We start from the raw sequence: 17,293 nt of genomic DNA, 5'->3' as shown, positions 1-17,293 counted from the left end.
AAAGCCAGACAGGATCAGGGTTTTCCCGGTGTCCGGGACCTCCGCGCGGCGAAGAGACCAATGGTTCAGACCATAAGGAGCAGCGCGTTCGCGGTCCCTCGTGACGGTGGACAACGACGAGACAGGGCATGATCGCGCGAACGGGCCCGGAGAGAGGACGGCGAGGCATGCGGATGGACCTGACGCGGTGGACGGTGCGGGCGACCGGCGACCTGGGCGAGGTGCCCGCCGAGCTCGTGGAGACGCTGCGCGCCGGGGTTCCGGCGACCGTACCCGGCTCGGTGCACACCGACCTGCTCGCCGCCGGACTGATCCCCGACCCGTACCTCGACCGCAACGAGGACCTCGTGCAGTGGATCGGGCTCACGGACTGGCGCTACGAGACCGAGTTCGACCGTCCGGACGCCCCTGGCGCGGCCGCGCTCGCGTTCGACGGCCTCGACACCGTCGCCAAGATCGAGCTCAACGGCCGCGTGCTCGGCGAGACCGAGAACATGCACCGCTCCTACCGCTTCCCGGCCGGTGAGCTGCGGCCCGAGGGCAACGAGCTGTCGGTCACCTTCGCCTCCGCCGTGCGCTACGCCCGTGCACGCGCCGAGGCCCACCCGCTGCCGCGCACCAACGACGGCGAGCCGTCGAACTTCATCCGCAAGATGGCCTGCAACTTCGGCTGGGACTGGGGCCCGTCGCTCGTCACCGCCGGCCTCTGGCGCCCGGCGCGCCTCGAGGTCACCACCGGCCGGCTCGCGTCGGTCCGGCCGGTGATCACGGTCGACGGCACCGACGGCGTGGTCACCGTCCACACCGAGGTCGAGGGCGAAGGCACCGTGCGCATCCGCGTGGCCGGCGTCGAGGCGGCCGGCGACACCGCGCGCGTGCCGTCGCCTGAGCTCTGGTGGCCGCACACGCTCGGCGAGCAGCCGCTGTACCCGCTGGAGGTGACCCTCGAGGCCGCCGACGGCACCGTGCTCGACACCTGGACCCGCGAGATCGGCTTCCGCACCGTCGCGCTCGACACCACCGACGGCGCGTTCACCCTGTCGGTCAACGGCACGCCGCTGTTCGTCCGCGGCGCCAACTGGATCCCCGACGACTGCTTCCCCCACCGCGTCGACGCGCAGCGCTACGCCCGCCGCATCGAGCAGGCGAAGGACGTGAACATCGACCTCCTGCGCGTGTGGGGCGGCGGGATCTTCGAAAGCGACGAGTTCTACGCCGAGTGCGACCGCGAAGGCGTGCTCGTGTGGCAGGACTTCCTGTTCGCCTGCATGCCGTATCCCGAGGACGTGCTGGCCGACGAGGTCGAGGCCGAGGCGCGCGAGAACGTGGTCCGCCTCGCGCCGCACCCGTCGCTGGTGCTGTGGTGCGGCAACAACGAAAACTACCTCGGCTGGTTCCACTGGGACTGGCAGGAGCGCCTCGCCGGGCAGCCGTGGGGCGCGACGTTCTACGAGAAGCTGCTGCCGACGGTCGTCGGCGAGCTGGACCCGACGCGGCCGTACGTGCCGGGCAGCCCGTGGGCGCTCTCGCCGGAGCGCGACGCGCTGGACCCCGACTACGGCTGCCAGCACGTGTGGGACATGTGGAACGAGCGTGACTACCTCGGCTACCGCGACACCGTGCCGCGGTTCGTGTCCGAGTTCGGCTGGCAGGCGCCGCCGACGTTCGCGACGCTCACCGAGGCCGTGCACGACGAGCCGCTCGCCGCCGACTCCCCCGGTGTGCTGCACCACCAGAAAGCCTTCGACGGCAACGGAAAGCTCGCCCGTGGGCTCGCCCCGCACTTCGCCGAGCCGAAGACGTTCGACGACTGGCACTTCCTCAACCAGGTCAACCAGGCGCGCGCGATCCGCCTGGCCGTGGAGCACTACCGCTCGCACGCGCCGCGCTGCATGGGCGCGATCGTGTGGCAGCTCAACGACTGCTGGCCCGTCACGTCGTGGGCCGCGGTCGACGGCGCCGGCCGGCCGAAGCCGCTGTGGTACACGCTGCGCGAGGTCTACGCCGACGAACTGCTCACGATCCAGCCGCGCCCCGAAGGCCTCACGGTCTTCGCGCTCGGCTTCGCGCCGGAGACGGTCGACGTGCGGCGGATGTCCGTGACCGGCGAGGAGCTGGCGTCGGCCCCGGTCGCGCCCGGCACCGCGCTGGGACCCGAGTTCGCGGCCGGCGACCCGGCGCGCGAGTTCCTCGTGGCCGACGCCGGCGACGAGCGCGCGTTCTGGTTCTTCGCCGAAGACAAGGACATCGCCTACCCCCAGGCCGAGTTCACGCAGTCCGTCACCGGCTTCGACGGCGGCTACGAGGTCACCGTCATCGCCGACACGCTCATGCGCGACGTCTGCCTGTTCCCCGACCGCCTCGCCGCCGACGCGACCGTGGACTTCGCCCTCGTGACGCTGCTGCCCGGCGAGTCGGCGACGTTCACCATCGAGACCGGGGCCACGCTCCAGCCGGGTGCGCTGACGTCGGCTCCCGTGCTGCGCTGGATCGAGTGAGCCCCAGGTCACAAGTCGTTAGATACAAGCTTGGACGCATGCTAGCTTCGTTGGCGTGACACCTGCCAAGTACACCGCGCCCGGCGCTGCCGACCGCGCGTACCGGCTCACGAAGGAGCTCGTCCTCACGGGCGAACTCCCCGGTGGGCACCTGTTCAGCGAAGGGGAGATCGCCGAGCGGCTCGGGGTGAGCCGCACGCCCGTGCGCGAGGCGTTCCTGCGCCTGCAGGTCGAGGGGTTCCTCAACCTGATCCCGAAGCGCGGCGCCGTGGTGGTGCCCGTGCCGCCTGGCGAGGCCGAGGACGTGCTCGACGCGCGGGAGGCCGTGGAGGGCGCGGCCGTGCGCCGCCTCGTGCGCCGGCCCGACCTCATCCCGGACGCGCTGGGGCAGCTGCGCGGGGTGCTGGACACCCAGCGCGGCCACGCCGAATCCGGTGACCTGCACGGGTTCGCCGAAGCCGACGAACTGTTCCACCGCACCATCGTCGCGGCCGGCGGCAACGCGTTGCTGCTCGACTTCTACGCCACGCTCGCCGACCGGCAGCGCCGGATGAACGTGCACGCCCTGCGCCCGATCCCGGATGTGCTGCCCGTGGTGCTGCGTGAACACGAGGACCTGCTCGGCATCATCGAGCGCGCCGACGGCGACGCGTTCGGCCCGGCGCTGCGCGCCCATCTGGACCTGGTGCACCGCCGATGACCGCCACAGCCGAAAGCACCCCGCTCCCCCAGGCTGCCACCGCGCGCCCGGCCTGGTTCGGCGCCGCCGCGGCGGTGTTCGTGGTCGGCTGGGGCGGCAACCAGTTCACGCCGCTCCTGGTGATGTACAAGGAAGCCGGCTACTCCACCTTCACCGTCGACGCGCTGCTGGGCGCGTACGTGGTCGGGCTGGTGCCCGGCTTGCTGCTCTCGGGTGGACTGTCCAATCGCTACGGTCGCCGGCCCGTGATGCTCGCCGGCACCGTGCTGTCGCTGCTCGCGAGCGTGCTCATCGCGCTCGGCCCGGAAGGCGCCGGCTGGATCGCCGCGGGCCGGTTCCTGACCGGCGTGGCCGTGGCGGCCGCGATGGCCGTGGGCTCCACGTGGATCAAGGAGCTCGCCGACGCCGACCCGCGCGGCGCGGCCGACCTCGGCACCCGGCGCGCGGCCCTGTGCCTCACGCTCGGGCTCGGCATCGGACCCGGCGCGGCCGGGGTGCTGGCGCAGTGGGGGCCGTGGCCGATGGTGCTGCCCTTCGCGGTCCACATCGGACTGGCGCTGCTCGCCCTGCCGTTCATCCCGCGCAGCCCGGAAACGCTCGGCCTCGAAAGCCGCAAGCCGGCGCTGAGCCGGCTGCCCGTGACGACCCGGCACCCGCGGTTTCGCCGGATCATCCTGCCGATGGCGCCGTGGATCTTCGGCTCGTGCGGCGTCGCGTACGCGATCATGCCGCAACTCGTGCAGGACAAACTCGGTTCGTGGTCACTCGCCTACTCAACGCTGCTGACGGTGTGCGCGATCGGCGCGGGCGTCGGGATCCAGCCGATCGCCAAACGCGTGGACCGGACCACCAGCGCCCGCGCGGTGCTCACCGGAATGGCCGTGATGTGCACTGGTCTGGTCCTCGCCGCCGTCGCCGCGGATCTGCGTTCGCCGTGGCTCGCGCTGCTCACGGCCGTGGTGCTCGGGACCGCGTACGGCATCGTCGTGGTGTCCGGACTGCTGGAGCTGCAACGGCTCGCGCGGCCCGAGGAAATCGCCCAGCTGACCGGGGTCTACTACGCGCTGGCCTACATCGGCTTCCTGTTGCCATCGCTGCTCGCGGCGCTCAGCGGGTTCGCGAGCTACCCGATGTTGCTCGGATGCCTCGCCGTGGTGGCGTTCGCGGGGACACTGACCGTTGCCCGAAACTCCCGTAGTCACCTTCCTGTGACCTGAGCGGGAATTCGCTTCACCGACAAATGGGACAGCGATTCCGGGCATTCCGGAAATGGTGTCCCATTTGCGTCGATTTCTTCACCACTATTGTCGCTTGTGGATCGTCGATGTGCGCGAAATAGTTCTCCGGCATGGGAAATCGGGCCGGCACGACTGTGCTCGATTTCGTCGGGGCCGGTAACTTTCGAACCCTTCGAGAAGGAAGTGGGAGCTGCACATGCGGCGTTCCTCGCGATCCGTTCGCGCGCTCGTAATAGCCGCGACAGGCGGTCTGGCACTGGCCGGGGTCACCCAGCTCGGCAGTCAGGCCGCCGTCGCCGCGCCCACCGCTCAGGCGAGCAGCGCACCGCAATCGGTGATCGTGGTCCTCAAGGACCAGCTGCCCGACGCGCCGGCCACCAAGGCGGCTTCGGGAACCCGGCGGGCCAAGGCGACCCAGCAGCAGGAGTCGGTGCTGGCCAAGCTGGCCGGCACGGCGCCGGCCAAGGTCAAGCACTTCGCGCTGGGCAACGCGTTCTCCGCCACGGTGACGCCGGACCAGGCAGCGCAGCTGGCGGCCGACCCGGCCGTGGCACAGGTGCTGCCGGACAGCAAAGTAACGCTGCCCGACGCGAACCCCGCGGGCAAGAACGCGGACGCCGGCGCGCCCAAGGCCGGTGGCGGCACGGCGCAGAACCAGGACCCGAACGCGATCTGCCCGACCGACCCGGCGAAGCCGTTGCTGGAGCCCGAGGCGCTGACCTCGATCCACGCGTACAGCACCGACGGGTCCAAGGCCGCTTCGGACCTCGCCGACGGCTCGGGCGTGAAGGTCGCGTTCCTCGCGGACAACATGGACCCGAACTACGCGGACTTCATCCGTCCCGACGGTTCGCACGTCTTCTCCGACTACCAGGACTTCTCCGGCGACGGTCCCGCCACGACCGACTCGGGCGCCGAGGCGTTCGGCGACGCGTCGTCCATCGCCGCGCAGGGCGTGGTGGTGCACGACCTGTCGAAGTTCGTGAACGAGAAGCACCCGCTGCCCGCGGGCTGCAACATCGTGGTGAAGGGCGTTTCGCCGGGCGCGAGCCTGGTGGGGCTCAACGTGTTCGGCTCCACCGCCACGAACTCCGCGGTGCTGCAGGCGATCGACTACGCGGTGACCGTGGACCACGTCGACGTGATCAACGAGTCGCTGGGTCTGAACCAGTACCCGGACGCGAGCTCGCGCAACCTGTTCCAGGTGTTCAACGACGAGGCCGTGGCCGCGGGCGTCACCGTCACCGCCTCCAGCGGCGACGCGGGCATCACGTCGACCATCGGCAGCCCGGCCACCGACCCGCTGGTGATCTCCGCCGGCGCGACCACGGACAACCGGCTCTACGCGCAGACCACCTACGCGGCTTTCCCGTTCTCCAACGGGAAGTGGACGAGCGACAACATCTCCGCGCTGTCGTCGTCGGGCATCACGCAGAACGGGCGCACCATCGACCTGGTCGCCCCGGGTGAGGGCAACTGGGCCGACTGCGCGCCCGCGTATGCCGAATGCCGCAACTTCCAGACCGTGCCGCAGCCGACGGACCTCGAATCCTTCGGTGGCACCAGCGAGTCGGCCCCGCTCACCGCGGGTGTCGCCGCGCTGGTGATCCAGGCCTACCGCGGCACGCACCACGGCGCGTCGCCGACGCCCGCGCAGGTGAAGCAGTTCATCACCGGCACCACGCGTGACCTCGGCCTGCCCGCCGACGAGCAGGGCTCCGGCCTGCTCGACGCGCGCGCGGCCGTGGAGGCGGCACTGACCTCGCCCGGCACTTCCGGTGCCCCGGCGGGTGTCTCGTCGAACATCGCCCTGTCCGCCGACCAGCTCACGCTGGAAGGCGCGCCGGGCAGCACGCAGAAGGCCACGGTCAACGTGACCAACGTCGGCACCAAGCCGCTGACGGTCACGGCGGGCACGCGCTCGCTCGCGCCGCTTTCGGCGCAGACGCAGACCACCGCGTTCGACTCGACGAAGCTGCCGACGTTCCCGTACTACAACGGCACGGACTGGGCGTACAAGAAGGTCACGTTCTCCGTGCCCGCCGGTGCGCAGCGCCTGCTCGCGCGGATGGCGTGGCAGGGCAGCCCGAAGACCGTGAACGGCCAGTCGGTGACCCCGGTCGTGCGCGTGTCGCTGCTGGCGCCGGACGGCACGTTCGTGGCCAACAGCCGTCCGCAGGGTGGCGCGGCCACGGCGAACTACGCCAACGTGGACGTCACGCGCCCGGTCGCGGGCACGTGGACCGCGGTGCTGTACTCGGCGGGTGGCCCGACCGGCTACACCGGCAACATCCAGCTCGCCACCTCCACTCAGCGGGCGATTCCGTACGGCCAGGTCTCGCCGGGCGTACTGACGCTGAAGCCGGGCCAGACCAAGCCGGTCAAGGTTTCGCTGCAGACCCCTGCGACGGGCGGCGACGCGGACTACTCGATCACGTTCGGCAGCTCCGACGGCCACCAGACCACCGTGTCCGCCGTGCTGCGCGCACTGGTCCCGACCAAGAACGGCAAGGGTTCCTTCGGCGGCACGATCACGGGCGGCAACGCGCGGGCCGTCTCGCCGGCGCAGACGTTCTCGTACGAGTTCGACGTGCCCAAGGGCAAGAAGGACCTCGACGTCGCGGTGAAGCTGCAGGACCCGGGCACCGTCATCGACGGTGTGCTCGTGGACCCGAACGGTGAGCTCGCCGACGTGAACAGCAACGTGTTCCTCAGCTCCGCGAACCAGCTGTCGCAGGGCACCACGTTGCAGCTCACGGACGCGAACCCGCTGGCGGGCCGCTGGCACTTCGTGGTCGTGGTGCAGAACCCGGTGACGGGCAAGCAGATCGACCAGCCGTTCACCGGCACGGTGGGCTTCGACCAGGTCGTGGTGAGCGCTCCCGCGCTGCCGAACTCGGCCTCGAAGAAGCTGGCCGCCGGCCAGGCCGTCAAGGTGCCGGTGACGGTGCGCAACACGGGCGTCGAGCCGATCGCGATCGGCGTGGACGCGCGGACCAACGCGCAGCAGACCCTGCAGCCGCAGCCCATCCAGGGCTCGACCGACGTCGATCTGCCCGAGGTCGGCGCCAACGCGCCGATCTACTCGATCCCGCCGGACACGAGCAAGTTCACCGTCGCGACGTCGTCGTCGGTGCCGGCTCAGGTGGAGCTGCAGGGCTCGGCCGCGGGCATCGACGTGCTCGGTGACCTGAAGGCCGCGCAGGCCGGCAGCACGGTGTCCGTCGCGACGATCGGCGAGAAGCAGGGCTACGTCACGAAGGGCATCTGGTTCGCCAGCGTCCAGGAGATGGGCCCGTTCGGCCCGTCGGGCGCCCCGGCCGGTCACGCGTCTTACACGGCGTCGATCAAGACGGCGGGCTTCGACGCCGCGGTGAGCTCGTCCACCGGCGACCCGTACGACCAGTCCGTCGACCCCAACGGCACGGGCGGCACGCCGCTGCTCGTCCAGCCGGGCCAGACGGTGACCGTCACCGTGACGATCACGCCCTCGGGCAAGCGCGGCGCGTCGGTGACCGGTCACCTCAACCTGGTGACCGTGCCGACCCTCCCGACCGGCGTGACGGGCCTCCCGCAGGTCGGCACCGGTGAAGTGATCGCGACGCTGCCGTACAGCTACAAGATCGGCTGAGTGTCATTTCCGGACGACCGGGCCGTCAGTCCTTTTCGGACTGGCGGCCCGGTTTTCTTTCAGCCCGTCGCCGCGGCGTGGCAGGCGCCGAAGCCTTCGGCGCGACGCACGACGCGGCTCGAGGTGATACGCACGGCCGTTTCGGTCGCATCGCTCACCGCCGAAACCCCGGCCGCCGACGCGATCGCGCCGGAGTCGTCGCGCAGCACCTGCAGGCGCGGCCACGCCGAAGCCGGGAAAGCCCGGCGCAGGTGACCACGCAGCTCCGCCAGCGCGAGGTGCGTCAACGGCGCCAGCTCCGGCGCCGAACCCGTCACCACGGCGACTGTCACAGCAGCGTCCGCAGGTGCGGCGCGGACGGCCTCCTCCGCGGCGGAAAGCCGGTGCAGGCCGAGGATCGCGACGACGCCGTCACCGGACAGCTCGGCCGGCCGCGACCGCAGTGAGTCGAAGGCCGCGGGCGGAACCCAAGGTTCGTCCACCGGCTGCGCGTGCGCCACGATCGGCGGGACCGCGGGCCACGTGTCGGCCAGCCCCAGGGCGGGCAGGGCTTCGCACGCGCGCACGACGTTGAACGGTTCGCCGAAGCCCGGCGCGGCCGCGGCGAGGCCGGTGGCGCCGTGCAACGTGGTCAGCGCGAGTTCGGCGACGCGGACGAGGCGGCCCGCGGACGGGGCGAGCCGTTCGAGGGCCAGGCCGAGGACCACGGCTTCGAAGCGCAAGAGCTGGGCGTACGGGCGGTGGGTGAGCTCGTCGGCGAGGATCTCCGGCCCCAGGTCCACGCCGAGACGTGGGCCGCGGTCGGTGGCGAGCGGCAGGCGGGAGACCCAGGCGCGGGCGAGGGCGCCCAGGGCCTCCGCGGTCGTGAGGGCGGGGTCCGAAGCCGGGGGCTCGGCGGCGACGCGCTCGGCCTCCTCCGCGAGCACGGCGAAGTACAGCGCGCGTTTGCCGGGGAAGTTCGAGTAGACGGCGCCGCGGGTGAGCTCGGCGCGTTCGGCGATCACGTCGATCTTCGCTTCGCGGAAGCCGCGCTCGGTGAACTCGTCGCGCGCGGCGACGAGCACCTTCGCGCGGTTGAGCTCCTGAGCCTCCGCTCTGGTCAGCCGGGCCATCGTCCTCCTCGTGCTCCCTTGCTGGTCACGATAGCGCTCGGGTACATATGATGAGACCATCTGATTTCACCATCCAGAATGAGGAGTGCCCGTGACCGACGTCCCCGAGATCGACCTGACCGACCCCGCGGTCCACCGCGACCCGTTCGCCGTCTACGGCGCCGCCCGCGAGCACGGCCCCGTGGCCAAGCTCGTCGGCCCCGGCTTCGGCCCGCTGTGGGTCGTCACCCGCCTCGCCGACGCGCGGGCGATGCTCACCGACCCGCGCTTCGCGCTCGGCCCGGGCAGCTACCAGGCGCTCGACGTGCCCGAGCACTGCCGGCCGTACCTGCGGACGATGCAGGAGATGGAAGGCGCGGAGCACCGGCGGCTGCGCGGCCTCGTCTCCCCCGCGTTCACGGCGCGCCGTGCGGCGGACTTCCGGCCGCGGATCGAGCCGATCGTCGACGAGCTGCTCGACGGCCTCCCCGCCGAGCGCGCCGACCTGCTGACCGGGTTCGCGCAGCCGTTGCCGATGGAGGTGATCTGCGAGCTCGTCGGCGTGCCCGAGGCGGATCGGCCGCGCTGGCACAGCTACGGCCAGAACGTGGTCGCCGGCTCGGGCGAGAGCTTCGCCGCCGCGGTGCCCGGCATCATCGACGGCGCGCGCGGCCTCACCACGCCGCCGGCGAGCGAGTTCCTCGAACTGCTGGCCGGGACCGAAGGCCTCACCGAACCCGAGCTCGTGACCCTCGTCTGGCAGCTCGTGCTCGCGGGGCAGACGCCGGCGAACTTCGTCGCCAACGCCGTCGAGGCCCTGCTCACCCATCCGGACCAGCTCGCCGTGCTGCGCGCGGAACCCGGACTGTGGCCGACGGCGATCGAGGAGCTGATGCGGTGGTGCGGACCTCAGCTGCTGACGATTCCCCGGCAGGCCACCGAGGACCTTTCCCTGCACGGCGTGGCGATCCGGGCCGGCGAGCCCGTGTCGGCCGCGATCGCGTCGGCGAACCGCGACCCGCGCGTGTTCACCGATCCCGACCGCCTCGACGTGCGGCGGACAGAGGGCGGGCACCTCGGGTTCGCGTACGGCCCGCACTTCTGCCTCGGTGCGGCGCTCGCGCGCGTGGAGGCGGAGGTGGCGTTGCGGGGGTTGCTGGAGCGCTTTCCCGCGCTGAGCCTGGGCGACGTGCGGCGCGCGCCCGACCCCGGCACGTGGCGGCTCGCCGGGCTGCCGGTGAGCTTCTGACGTCCTCTTCGGACACTTCGTCACCGATCGGGTGAACAACGAAGCGGTGCTTGGATCTTCCTGCGCTGCTAACGTTTTCCCAGGTCAGCATCGTGCTCGGGAGGCAAGCATGTCCGCACACATCTCTGCTGGGGTCGGTGGTCTCGTGATGGACCCGCGGCAGACGTGGCCGCTGGTTCTCGTGCGCGGTGTGCTGGCGGTGGTGTTCGGCGTGATCGCGCTGATCTGGCCGGGCGTCACCGTGCTGGCGCTGGCACTCGTTTTCGGTATTTACGCGCTCGTGGACGCTGTGGGTGCGTTCATGCAGGCGTTCCGCCCGGGCGACGGCGCGCACCGGTTCGCGTACGCGTTGCTGGGTCTGCTCGGGCTCGTCGCGGGGGTGATCGCGCTGGTGTGGCCCGGCGCGACCATCCTCGTGCTGGCGACGCTCGTCGGGGCGTGGGCGGTGGTCACGGGCGTCGCCGAGATCGTCGCCGCGATCCGCCTGCGCAAGCAGATCACGGGCGAGGCGTTCCTCATCGTGGCCGGCGCGGTGTCCGTGATCGCGGGGGTGCTGGTGCTGATCCACCCGATCGCGGGGGCGTTCGGAATCGCCTTGCTCGTGGGCATCTACGCGTTGCTGTACGGGATCATGCTCGTCGTCCTGTCCTTCCGCTTGCGGCGCGTCGCGAAACTCGACCAGGCGAACGAGCCCGCTTAGGACGACAATCGAGTGGGACAGCTTCGTTGACGGAGGGATCCGTGATGGCGCAGAACCCGTACGACCAGGACGCCCGACCCGGCATCGACGCGGCGCGGCTGTGGGCGGGCGGCGTCGCCACGGCGGTGGTGGCGGCGCTCGTCGCCATCGTCGGCCTGCTCATCGCCCGCGGCATCTTCGACGTCCCCGTGCTCGCCCCCAAAGGCGAGGGCGCGTGGGGCAGCGCCAGCACCACCGCGTATGCGCTCGCCGCCGCTTTTGCCGCCCTGCTCGCCACGGGCCTCATGCACCTGCTGAGCGTCGCGACGCCCGCGCCCAGCCAGTTCTTCGGCTGGATCATGGTGCTCGTGACGCTCATCGCGGTGGTCCTGCCGCTGACGTTGACGGTCGAAACGAGCGCCAAATACGCGACGGCCGCGATCAACCTCGTGATCGGCTTGGTGATCGCCATCGTGGTGAACAGCATGGCGGCCAACGCACGCACTTTGCACCGGCGCAAGCGCTCCCCGCGCCCTGACGCCCCGACGCAGCAGTGGAACGAACCACCGTCGAACTTCTACGACCGCTAGAGGCAACCACCCGTCCTCCCCGAACGTGTTCCGCACACAGTCTCGGGGAGGACGACATGTTCACGGAATTTCTCACGGGCGCGGCCCTGTTGAGCGCATCTCTCACGGCACCAGGTGACGTCGGCTGGTCCCTGTGGCCCTCGGAAGTGGCGCCAGGCGGCGAAATGCACGCGGAAACGTATGCCGCCCAAGGCAACGGCTGCAGCCCCTCCGGCCCCGTCACCTCGCCCGGCTTCGCCGCCCCACTCAAGTGGACCACCGGCGGCAACTGGGGCCGCGCCGGCGGCACCGGCACCGCCACCACCCGCCCCGGCACCTACACGGCCACCTTCCCCTGCACCGACGGCCGCGTGGCCACCGCAACGTTCACTGTGGTGGGGACGCCGCCTTCTTCGGTTACGCCGCTGCCTTCGCCGCGACCTTCCTCTCGGCCCACCACTCCGCCGCGCCGGGCTCCTGACCGGAACCAGCCGCAGGTGACGGTCCGCCCTGTGGGCGCACCACAAACGGGTGGTGGCGGGTTGGCGGTTTCGTTTACGGCGTGAGTGTCTACTGAGGACATTCGTCACGGCGTCATTCGCCTGAGCCTCCCGTTTCCGGAAACGCGGCCACTCGCACAGACGCCGATCGCGCTCGACTCGACGGCATCCACACCGTCAGAACGACCGAGGTCGGCACCGGCGGCGCCTTGGCGCCGGTACTCACGGCACCGCGGCGGCAGACCGCCGAGCACGACCTGGCGACCAAGGGTGCGGAACTGCGGCTCCGCGAACACGCCATCCGGCACTGCGCCACCGAACGGCGGATCAACGAGCTCTACCTGAAACCCTGCCGACCGCGACCAGTTGCAAGAACGCGAAGTGCGATGCTCCCGACGAAGCGCGTGAAACTCAGCCCACCGGAACCCGGCTCCGAGGAATCCACGGCACAACAGCCGAAGTCCGCTGCTGATATTCCGCGTACTCCGGGTACCGCCCCCGCGTGATGGTCTCCGTGAAGATCGTCGATCCCACGAACAGCAGCGTCAGCAGGACCGCGCCCGCGATCGTCCAGGGGATTCCGCCGAAGGCCACGGCGCCGAACACGAACACCAGCCACCACTGGGCCTGCTCGAAGAAGAAGTTCGGGTGCCGCGAGAAGCGGAACAGACCACTCTGCAGGAATCGCGGCGAAGGCACCCGCCCGGCGTCCTGCTCGCGCTTCTTCCACTGGTGGAAGTTCCACTGCTGCTGATCCGCGACCGTCTCCCCCGCCAGGCACGCGACGAAGATCACCGCCACGATCACATCACCCACACCGAACGGCGACCGATACTCCAAAACCGTCCACGCCGGCAGCGCGATCAGCAGCAGAATGGCGTTCTGGTAGATCGTGATGAAGAAGAAGTTGAAGACCTGAAACTGCCAGGGCGCCATCTTCCCGCGCAGCACCACCCAGCGGTAGTCCTCGCCGCCGCGGGCGTAGCCGCCCTTGCGGGCGAAGTTGAAGGTGAGGCGCAAACCCCAGAGAAGCACCAAGACGAACATCACGTCGAGGCGCGCGTCGGCGAAGCCTGCGAAGGCGGCGAAGATCGCGACGTACGCCACGGGCACCAGGGACCAGATCCGGTCCACCCACGAGTACTCGCGCGTGATCACCGAGAGCACCCAGCACAGGGCGCAGACGCCCGCGAAGACGCAGAGGCAGACCTGGAACGCGTTCATGCCCGCACTCTACTGCCCGAGTACCGCCCGAGCCGCCCGCTTAGGATCATCCTATGAACCTGCCGCTGCGCCGACGCGGGATCGACATCTTCTTCGCGATCGTGTTCGCCGCGTTCACGATCACCTCGCTCATCAGCGACCTGCTGCCGACCGTGGGCGTCGACTTCTCGGGCCCGTCGGACAACTTCTTCGTGAACTCCAACTACTGGTACGCCCACGACGCCGACATCCTCTTCATGCACCCGCCGGACTGGATGCGGATCGTCACGGGGCTCTCGGCGTTCGTGTACATGCCGTTCTACGTCGTGCTCGTCGTGTGCCTGCTCGCCGGCAAGAACTGGATCCAGCTGTTCGCCGTGATCTACGCGACGATGATCGTCACGCTCACCGGCGTCGTCGTGTTCGGTGTGGAGTTCTTCGGCGACCCGGCGATGCGCACGGGCAACCCGGTCAAGTTCCTGGCCTTCAACATCTGGTACGTGCTCGTGCCCCTGCTCCTGCTGATCCGCATGCGCAAGCCGATGCCGTTCACCCGGCGGTTCTGACCAATACGGCCGCGCCCGGGTGCGGCAGGCGGATCGGCAGCGTGTCGGCGTGGTACTCGAAGTGCCACCACTCGTTGTCGTAGCGGCGGTGCAGGTGGTACGCCGCGCCGTGGCGTTCCAGCCACTGCGCGCCTTCCGTGGGCCGCACGTCGAGCGCGAAGCCGCCGACGTGGGCCGACTGCTCGGGCGGCAGCACGAGCCGGCGGGCCGCCCACGCGGAACCCGTGCGCCGGACCTCGGCGGTGAACATCGCGTGCTGCCGGGCGGCGTCGCGGTGGCCGGAGGTGAGGCCGATCAGCTGCCCGTCGCGCCAGAACGCGTCGGTGCGCGCCGCCACGAACGCCTCGCGCGCCGCGGCCGTGAGGCCCGCGAGGTCCTCCGCCGGGTAGCGCAGCGCGAGCGCCCACTGGCAGGCGAGCCGGCGGGCGTGGTGGGGCGAACGCACGAAAGCCACCGGCAGCAGCAGCACGGCCACCAACCGGGTAGCCACGGCGTAGGCACGGGAGCGGAGCAGTTCGGTCATGGTGTCCACGGTCGCGGCCCCGTGTGCGCCGACGGTCGAAGTCGTGTACGCGGACCCCGACAGTTTTGTAACAGCTCCGCACGGGCGAGGCTGTTACGCAACCATGACATTCCGCGCACCCCGCGATGAGACCGGACGCGGATCCTCTCGGGAGGTGTCCGCTGTGGACTGTCCGGGGAATCCGGACGGGCGGGCCCGGAAGTGCGCTGCGATAGTGGGAGACATGCCCCGGGTGCTGTTGATCGAAGACGACCAGGCCGTGCGAGACGGCCTGCAGATCGCCCTGACCTACCAGGGTCACACCGTCGACGCGGTGGAAAGCGGCGAGGAAGGGCTCGCGCGGCTGAGCGCGGGCCCGGCCGATGTCGTCGTGCTCGACCTGATGCTGCCCGGGATGGACGGGTTCGAGGTGTGCCGGCGCATCCGCGCGACCGGTGACCTGCCGATCATCATGCTCACCGCGCGCAACGACGACATCGACGTGGTCGCCGGGCTCGAGGCCGGGGCCGACGACTACGTGGTGAAGCCCGCCCAGCCGCGCGTGCTCGAGGCCCGGATCAAGGCCGTGCTGCGGCGCACCGGCGGCGAGCAGCGCCAGGCGGGCACGCCGAAACCCGAGGTCGAGCGCCACGGCGACCTCACCATCGACCGCGACGGGCTCGTCGTGAGCAAGCACGGCCGGCCTGTCAGCCTCGCGCCCACGGAGATGCGGCTGCTGCTGGAGCTGTCCGCGTCGCCGGGCCGGGTGCTCAGCCGCCAGCAGCTGCTGGAATCCGTGTGGGACCAGGGTTACCTCGGTGATTCGCGGCTCGTCGACGCGTGCGTGCAGCGGCTGCGCGCGAAGATCGAGGACGACGCCGCGGCCCCGGTGTACGTGCAGACCCTGCGCGGTTTCGGGTACCGCTTCGGGCCGCTGTGACCGGCGCCCGGTTCCGGAAGCTCTGGCCCGGCTGGGGCCTGCGCACGCGGCTGCTGCTCGCGTTCGTGCTGCTGAGCGTGCTCACGACCATCGCCGTCGCCGGGTTCGGGTACCGGACGGCGCGCAACACCATCCTGACGAACACGCAGGACAACGCGGTGCGGGAGCTGAGCAGCCGCATCCAGCTGCTCTACCCGCTGCCCGTGGACCAGCCGTCGGAGGGCCAGCTCGACCAAGTCGCCGGCGAGATCGCCGGACGGACCGGCAACGCGCTCGTGACCGCCGGCGGCGTCTCCGGCGGTGATCTGCCCGCGTCCGTGATCACGGACGAGGTCAAGGAGATCGTCGGGCGGGGCTCGATCGCCTGGCAGCGCGTGGACGTCGGCGGCGAAACCCGGCTGCTGATCGGCACTCAGCTGCGGCTCACGACCAGCAGGTCACACGAGACGGTTCCGTCCGGGATCGAGGTCTTCGTGCTGCAGCCCTTGGACGCCGAGAGCGAGAGCATCGCCACGCTGGCCCGCAGCGCGTGGCTGACCGGCACCGGCGCGGTGGTCCTGGCGCTGCTGCTGGCGCTCGCGGCCGCCCGCAGCGTGCTCGGGCCGGTGCGCGAGCTGCGTCGCGCGGCGCACCGCCTCGGCGAAGGCGACCTGGACACGCGCCTGACCATCCACGGCACCGACGAGCTCGCCGAGGTCGGCAAGACGTTCAACACCACCGCGGAGTCGCTGCAGCACCACGTCGGCGAGCTGGAACGGATGGAGTCGGACGCGCGGCGGTTCGTCGCCGACGTGTCCCACGAGCTGCGCACCCCGCTCGCCGCGATGACCGCGGTCACCGAGGTGCTGGAGTCCGAGGTCGCCGGCCTGCCCGAGATCGCCGGGCGCGCGGTGCGGCTGGTGAGCCAGGAGACCCACAACCTCACGCGGCTGGTCAACGACCTCATCGAGGTCACCCGCTTCGACTCCGGGTCCGCGTCGCTCGCGCTCGACGAGGTGGACGTCGCCGAGGCGATCGGCGTCACCCTGCGCGCCCGCGGCTGGGTCGGCGAGGTGGCCACGGAGCTGCCGCCGGGTGTCCGCGCGCGGCTCGACCCGCGCCGGCTCGACGTGGTCGTCGCGAACCTCGTCGGCAACGCGCTGCGCCACGGAGCGCCGCCCGTCCGGCTGAGGTTGAGCACGGCGGAGGAATCGCTCATCATCGAGGTCACCGACGAGGGCCCGGGGCTGAAAGAGGAGGTGCTCCCCCACGTGTTCGACCGCTTCTACAAGGCCGACACCGCGCGCAGCCGCTCCGAGGGCAGCGGACTCGGGCTCGCGATCGCGTGGGAGAACGCCAAGCTGCACGGCGGCGAGCTCACCGCCGCCAACCGTCCGCAAGGCGGTGCGATCTTCACGCTGCGGCTCCCGCTGAACCCGGGCGGTGAGGCGTGATCCGGCGCGCCACCAGGTCGTTCGGGTACGTGGCACTCGTGCTGGTCGCGCTGGCCGCCACCGCGTGCGGTGTGCAGCCGAGCGGCGCGATCTCCGGCGACGAGGCGCCGAGCGGCCCGCCGTCCACCGCGCCGGGCACGCCGGCGATCAGCTCGATCTACCTCGTGGCCGACGGCGCGGTCGTCCGGGTCCAGCGCCCCGGTCTGGACCAGACCGATTCCGCGCTGATCGACGCGCTGGTACAAGGTCCGACGTCCACAGAGAAGGCGTCCGGCTTCACCACCGAGGTCCCGCAGACCGCCCTGCCGGCCGCCGTGATGATCTCCGCATCGGAAGTCACCGTGCAGCTGGCCACCGACGTGCAGGCGCTGTCTTCCTTGGCCGTGTCGCAGATCGTGTGCACGCTGCACCTGCGTGACGCCCCGGACGGCAGCGTGTTCACGCTCGTCGGCGGGGGCAACGTCCGCAGTGGCGAACGCTGCGGCTGAGCGCCG

The 17,293-nt window shown here is 70.9% G+C and carries 14 protein-coding genes; 11 read left to right on the top strand and 3 right to left on the bottom strand.

Annotated features, from left to right (window positions below; genetic code table 11):
• Window positions 1-167 precede the first annotated feature (167 nt).
• From K1T34_RS35095 to K1T34_RS35080, 4 genes are all read left to right on the top strand, one after another.
• Complete coding sequence (locus K1T34_RS35095) at window positions 168-2,498, top strand: glycoside hydrolase family 2 protein (protein WP_220239012.1); 2,331 nt, start codon at window positions 168-170, stop codon at window positions 2,496-2,498.
• Between the two features lie 55 nt (window positions 2,499-2,553).
• Window positions 2,554-3,198, top strand: a complete 645-nt coding sequence (locus K1T34_RS35090) for a GntR family transcriptional regulator (RefSeq protein ID WP_220239011.1) — start codon at window positions 2,554-2,556, stop codon at window positions 3,196-3,198.
• Window positions 3,195-4,415, top strand: coding sequence for an MFS transporter (locus tag K1T34_RS35085; protein ID WP_220239010.1), 1,221 nt, complete (start codon window positions 3,195-3,197; stop codon window positions 4,413-4,415). Before K1T34_RS35090 ends, K1T34_RS35085 begins: the two co-directional genes overlap by 4 nt.
• A gap of 355 nt (window positions 4,416-4,770) precedes the next feature.
• The gene (locus tag K1T34_RS35080; RefSeq protein WP_255637773.1) at window positions 4,771-8,067 is read left to right on the top strand and encodes a S8 family serine peptidase; all 3,297 of its coding nucleotides are present in this window, start codon (window positions 4,771-4,773) and stop codon (window positions 8,065-8,067) included.
• A gap of 59 nt (window positions 8,068-8,126) precedes the next feature.
• Here the strand turns inward: K1T34_RS35080 and K1T34_RS35075 are convergent, their stop codons facing one another.
• Window positions 8,127-9,179: a TetR/AcrR family transcriptional regulator gene (locus K1T34_RS35075; RefSeq protein WP_220239008.1), complete on the bottom strand. Its 1,053-nt coding sequence runs from the start codon at window positions 9,177-9,179 to the stop codon at window positions 8,127-8,129.
• 91 nt (window positions 9,180-9,270) lie between these two features.
• On the opposite strand from K1T34_RS35075, the gene K1T34_RS35070 reads away from it, so the two are divergent.
• From K1T34_RS35070 to K1T34_RS35060, 3 genes are all read left to right on the top strand, one after another.
• Window positions 9,271-10,407: a cytochrome P450 gene (locus K1T34_RS35070; RefSeq protein WP_220239007.1), complete on the top strand. Its 1,137-nt coding sequence runs from the start codon at window positions 9,271-9,273 to the stop codon at window positions 10,405-10,407.
• 109 nt (window positions 10,408-10,516) lie between these two features.
• On the top strand, window positions 10,517-11,107 hold the full coding sequence (locus K1T34_RS35065; RefSeq protein WP_220239006.1) for an HdeD family acid-resistance protein: 591 nt from the start codon (window positions 10,517-10,519) through the stop codon (window positions 11,105-11,107).
• Between the two features lie 44 nt (window positions 11,108-11,151).
• Complete coding sequence (locus tag K1T34_RS35060; RefSeq protein WP_220239005.1) at window positions 11,152-11,676, top strand: DUF6069 family protein; 525 nt, start codon at window positions 11,152-11,154, stop codon at window positions 11,674-11,676.
• Between the two features lie 890 nt (window positions 11,677-12,566).
• On the opposite strand, the gene K1T34_RS35055 is transcribed toward K1T34_RS35060, so the two are convergent.
• Window positions 12,567-13,379, bottom strand: a complete 813-nt coding sequence (locus tag K1T34_RS35055) for a DUF1295 domain-containing protein (RefSeq protein ID WP_220239004.1) — start codon at window positions 13,377-13,379, stop codon at window positions 12,567-12,569.
• 53 nt (window positions 13,380-13,432) lie between these two features.
• Between K1T34_RS35055 and K1T34_RS35050 the strand changes: the two genes are divergently transcribed.
• Window positions 13,433-13,924 carry an emopamil-binding family protein gene (locus tag K1T34_RS35050; RefSeq protein ID WP_220239003.1) on the top strand — a complete coding sequence of 164 codons (492 nt, stop codon included), beginning with the start codon at window positions 13,433-13,435 and terminating at the stop codon, window positions 13,922-13,924.
• Here the strand turns inward: K1T34_RS35050 and K1T34_RS35045 are convergent.
• Complete coding sequence (locus K1T34_RS35045) at window positions 13,908-14,447, bottom strand: D-alanyl-D-alanine carboxypeptidase (RefSeq protein WP_220239002.1); 540 nt, start codon at window positions 14,445-14,447, stop codon at window positions 13,908-13,910. The two genes, K1T34_RS35050 and K1T34_RS35045, sit on opposite strands and share 17 nt — an antisense overlap.
• A gap of 223 nt (window positions 14,448-14,670) precedes the next feature.
• On the opposite strand from K1T34_RS35045, the gene K1T34_RS35040 reads away from it, so the two are divergent.
• From K1T34_RS35040 to K1T34_RS35030, 3 genes are read left to right on the top strand one after another with little or no spacing between them, the layout of a single operon-like run.
• Window positions 14,671-15,366 carry a response regulator transcription factor gene (locus K1T34_RS35040; RefSeq protein ID WP_220239001.1) on the top strand — a complete coding sequence of 232 codons (696 nt, stop codon included), beginning with the start codon at window positions 14,671-14,673 and terminating at the stop codon, window positions 15,364-15,366.
• Window positions 15,363-16,799, top strand: coding sequence for a HAMP domain-containing sensor histidine kinase (locus K1T34_RS35035; protein ID WP_220239000.1), 1,437 nt, complete (start codon window positions 15,363-15,365; stop codon window positions 16,797-16,799). Before K1T34_RS35040 ends, K1T34_RS35035 begins: the two co-directional genes overlap by 4 nt.
• On the top strand, window positions 16,796-17,287 hold the full coding sequence (locus K1T34_RS35030; protein ID WP_220238999.1) for a GerMN domain-containing protein: 492 nt from the start codon (window positions 16,796-16,798) through the stop codon (window positions 17,285-17,287). Before K1T34_RS35035 ends, K1T34_RS35030 begins: the two co-directional genes overlap by 4 nt.
• Window positions 17,288-17,293: the final 6 nt, after the last annotated feature.

This window comes from Amycolatopsis sp. DSM 110486 (assembly GCF_019468465.1).
Taxonomy (GTDB): domain Bacteria; phylum Actinomycetota; class Actinomycetes; order Mycobacteriales; family Pseudonocardiaceae; genus Amycolatopsis.
This window is presented reverse-complemented; position numbering and strand designations above follow the sequence as displayed.

Bases quoted from the DNA above. Each gene is read 5' to 3' on its own strand.
- K1T34_RS35095 (WP_220239012.1), top strand. From the start codon at position 168: ATGCGGATGGACCTGACGCGGTGGACGGTGCGGGCGACCGGCGACCTG.
- K1T34_RS35085 (WP_220239010.1), top strand. From the start codon at position 3,195: ATGACCGCCACAGCCGAAAGCACCCCGCTCCCCCAGGCTGCCACCGCG.
- K1T34_RS35075 (WP_220239008.1), bottom strand. From the start codon at position 9,179: ATGGCCCGGCTGACCAGAGCGGAGGCTCAGGAGCTCAACCGCGCGAAG.
- K1T34_RS35065 (WP_220239006.1), top strand. From the start codon at position 10,517: ATGTCCGCACACATCTCTGCTGGGGTCGGTGGTCTCGTGATGGACCCG.
- K1T34_RS35060 (WP_220239005.1), top strand. From the start codon at position 11,152: ATGGCGCAGAACCCGTACGACCAGGACGCCCGACCCGGCATCGACGCG.
- K1T34_RS35055 (WP_220239004.1), bottom strand. From the start codon at position 13,379: ATGAACGCGTTCCAGGTCTGCCTCTGCGTCTTCGCGGGCGTCTGCGCC.
- K1T34_RS35050 (WP_220239003.1), top strand. From the start codon at position 13,433: ATGAACCTGCCGCTGCGCCGACGCGGGATCGACATCTTCTTCGCGATC.
- K1T34_RS35045 (WP_220239002.1), bottom strand. From the start codon at position 14,447: ATGACCGAACTGCTCCGCTCCCGTGCCTACGCCGTGGCTACCCGGTTG.
- K1T34_RS35040 (WP_220239001.1), top strand. From the start codon at position 14,671: ATGCCCCGGGTGCTGTTGATCGAAGACGACCAGGCCGTGCGAGACGGC.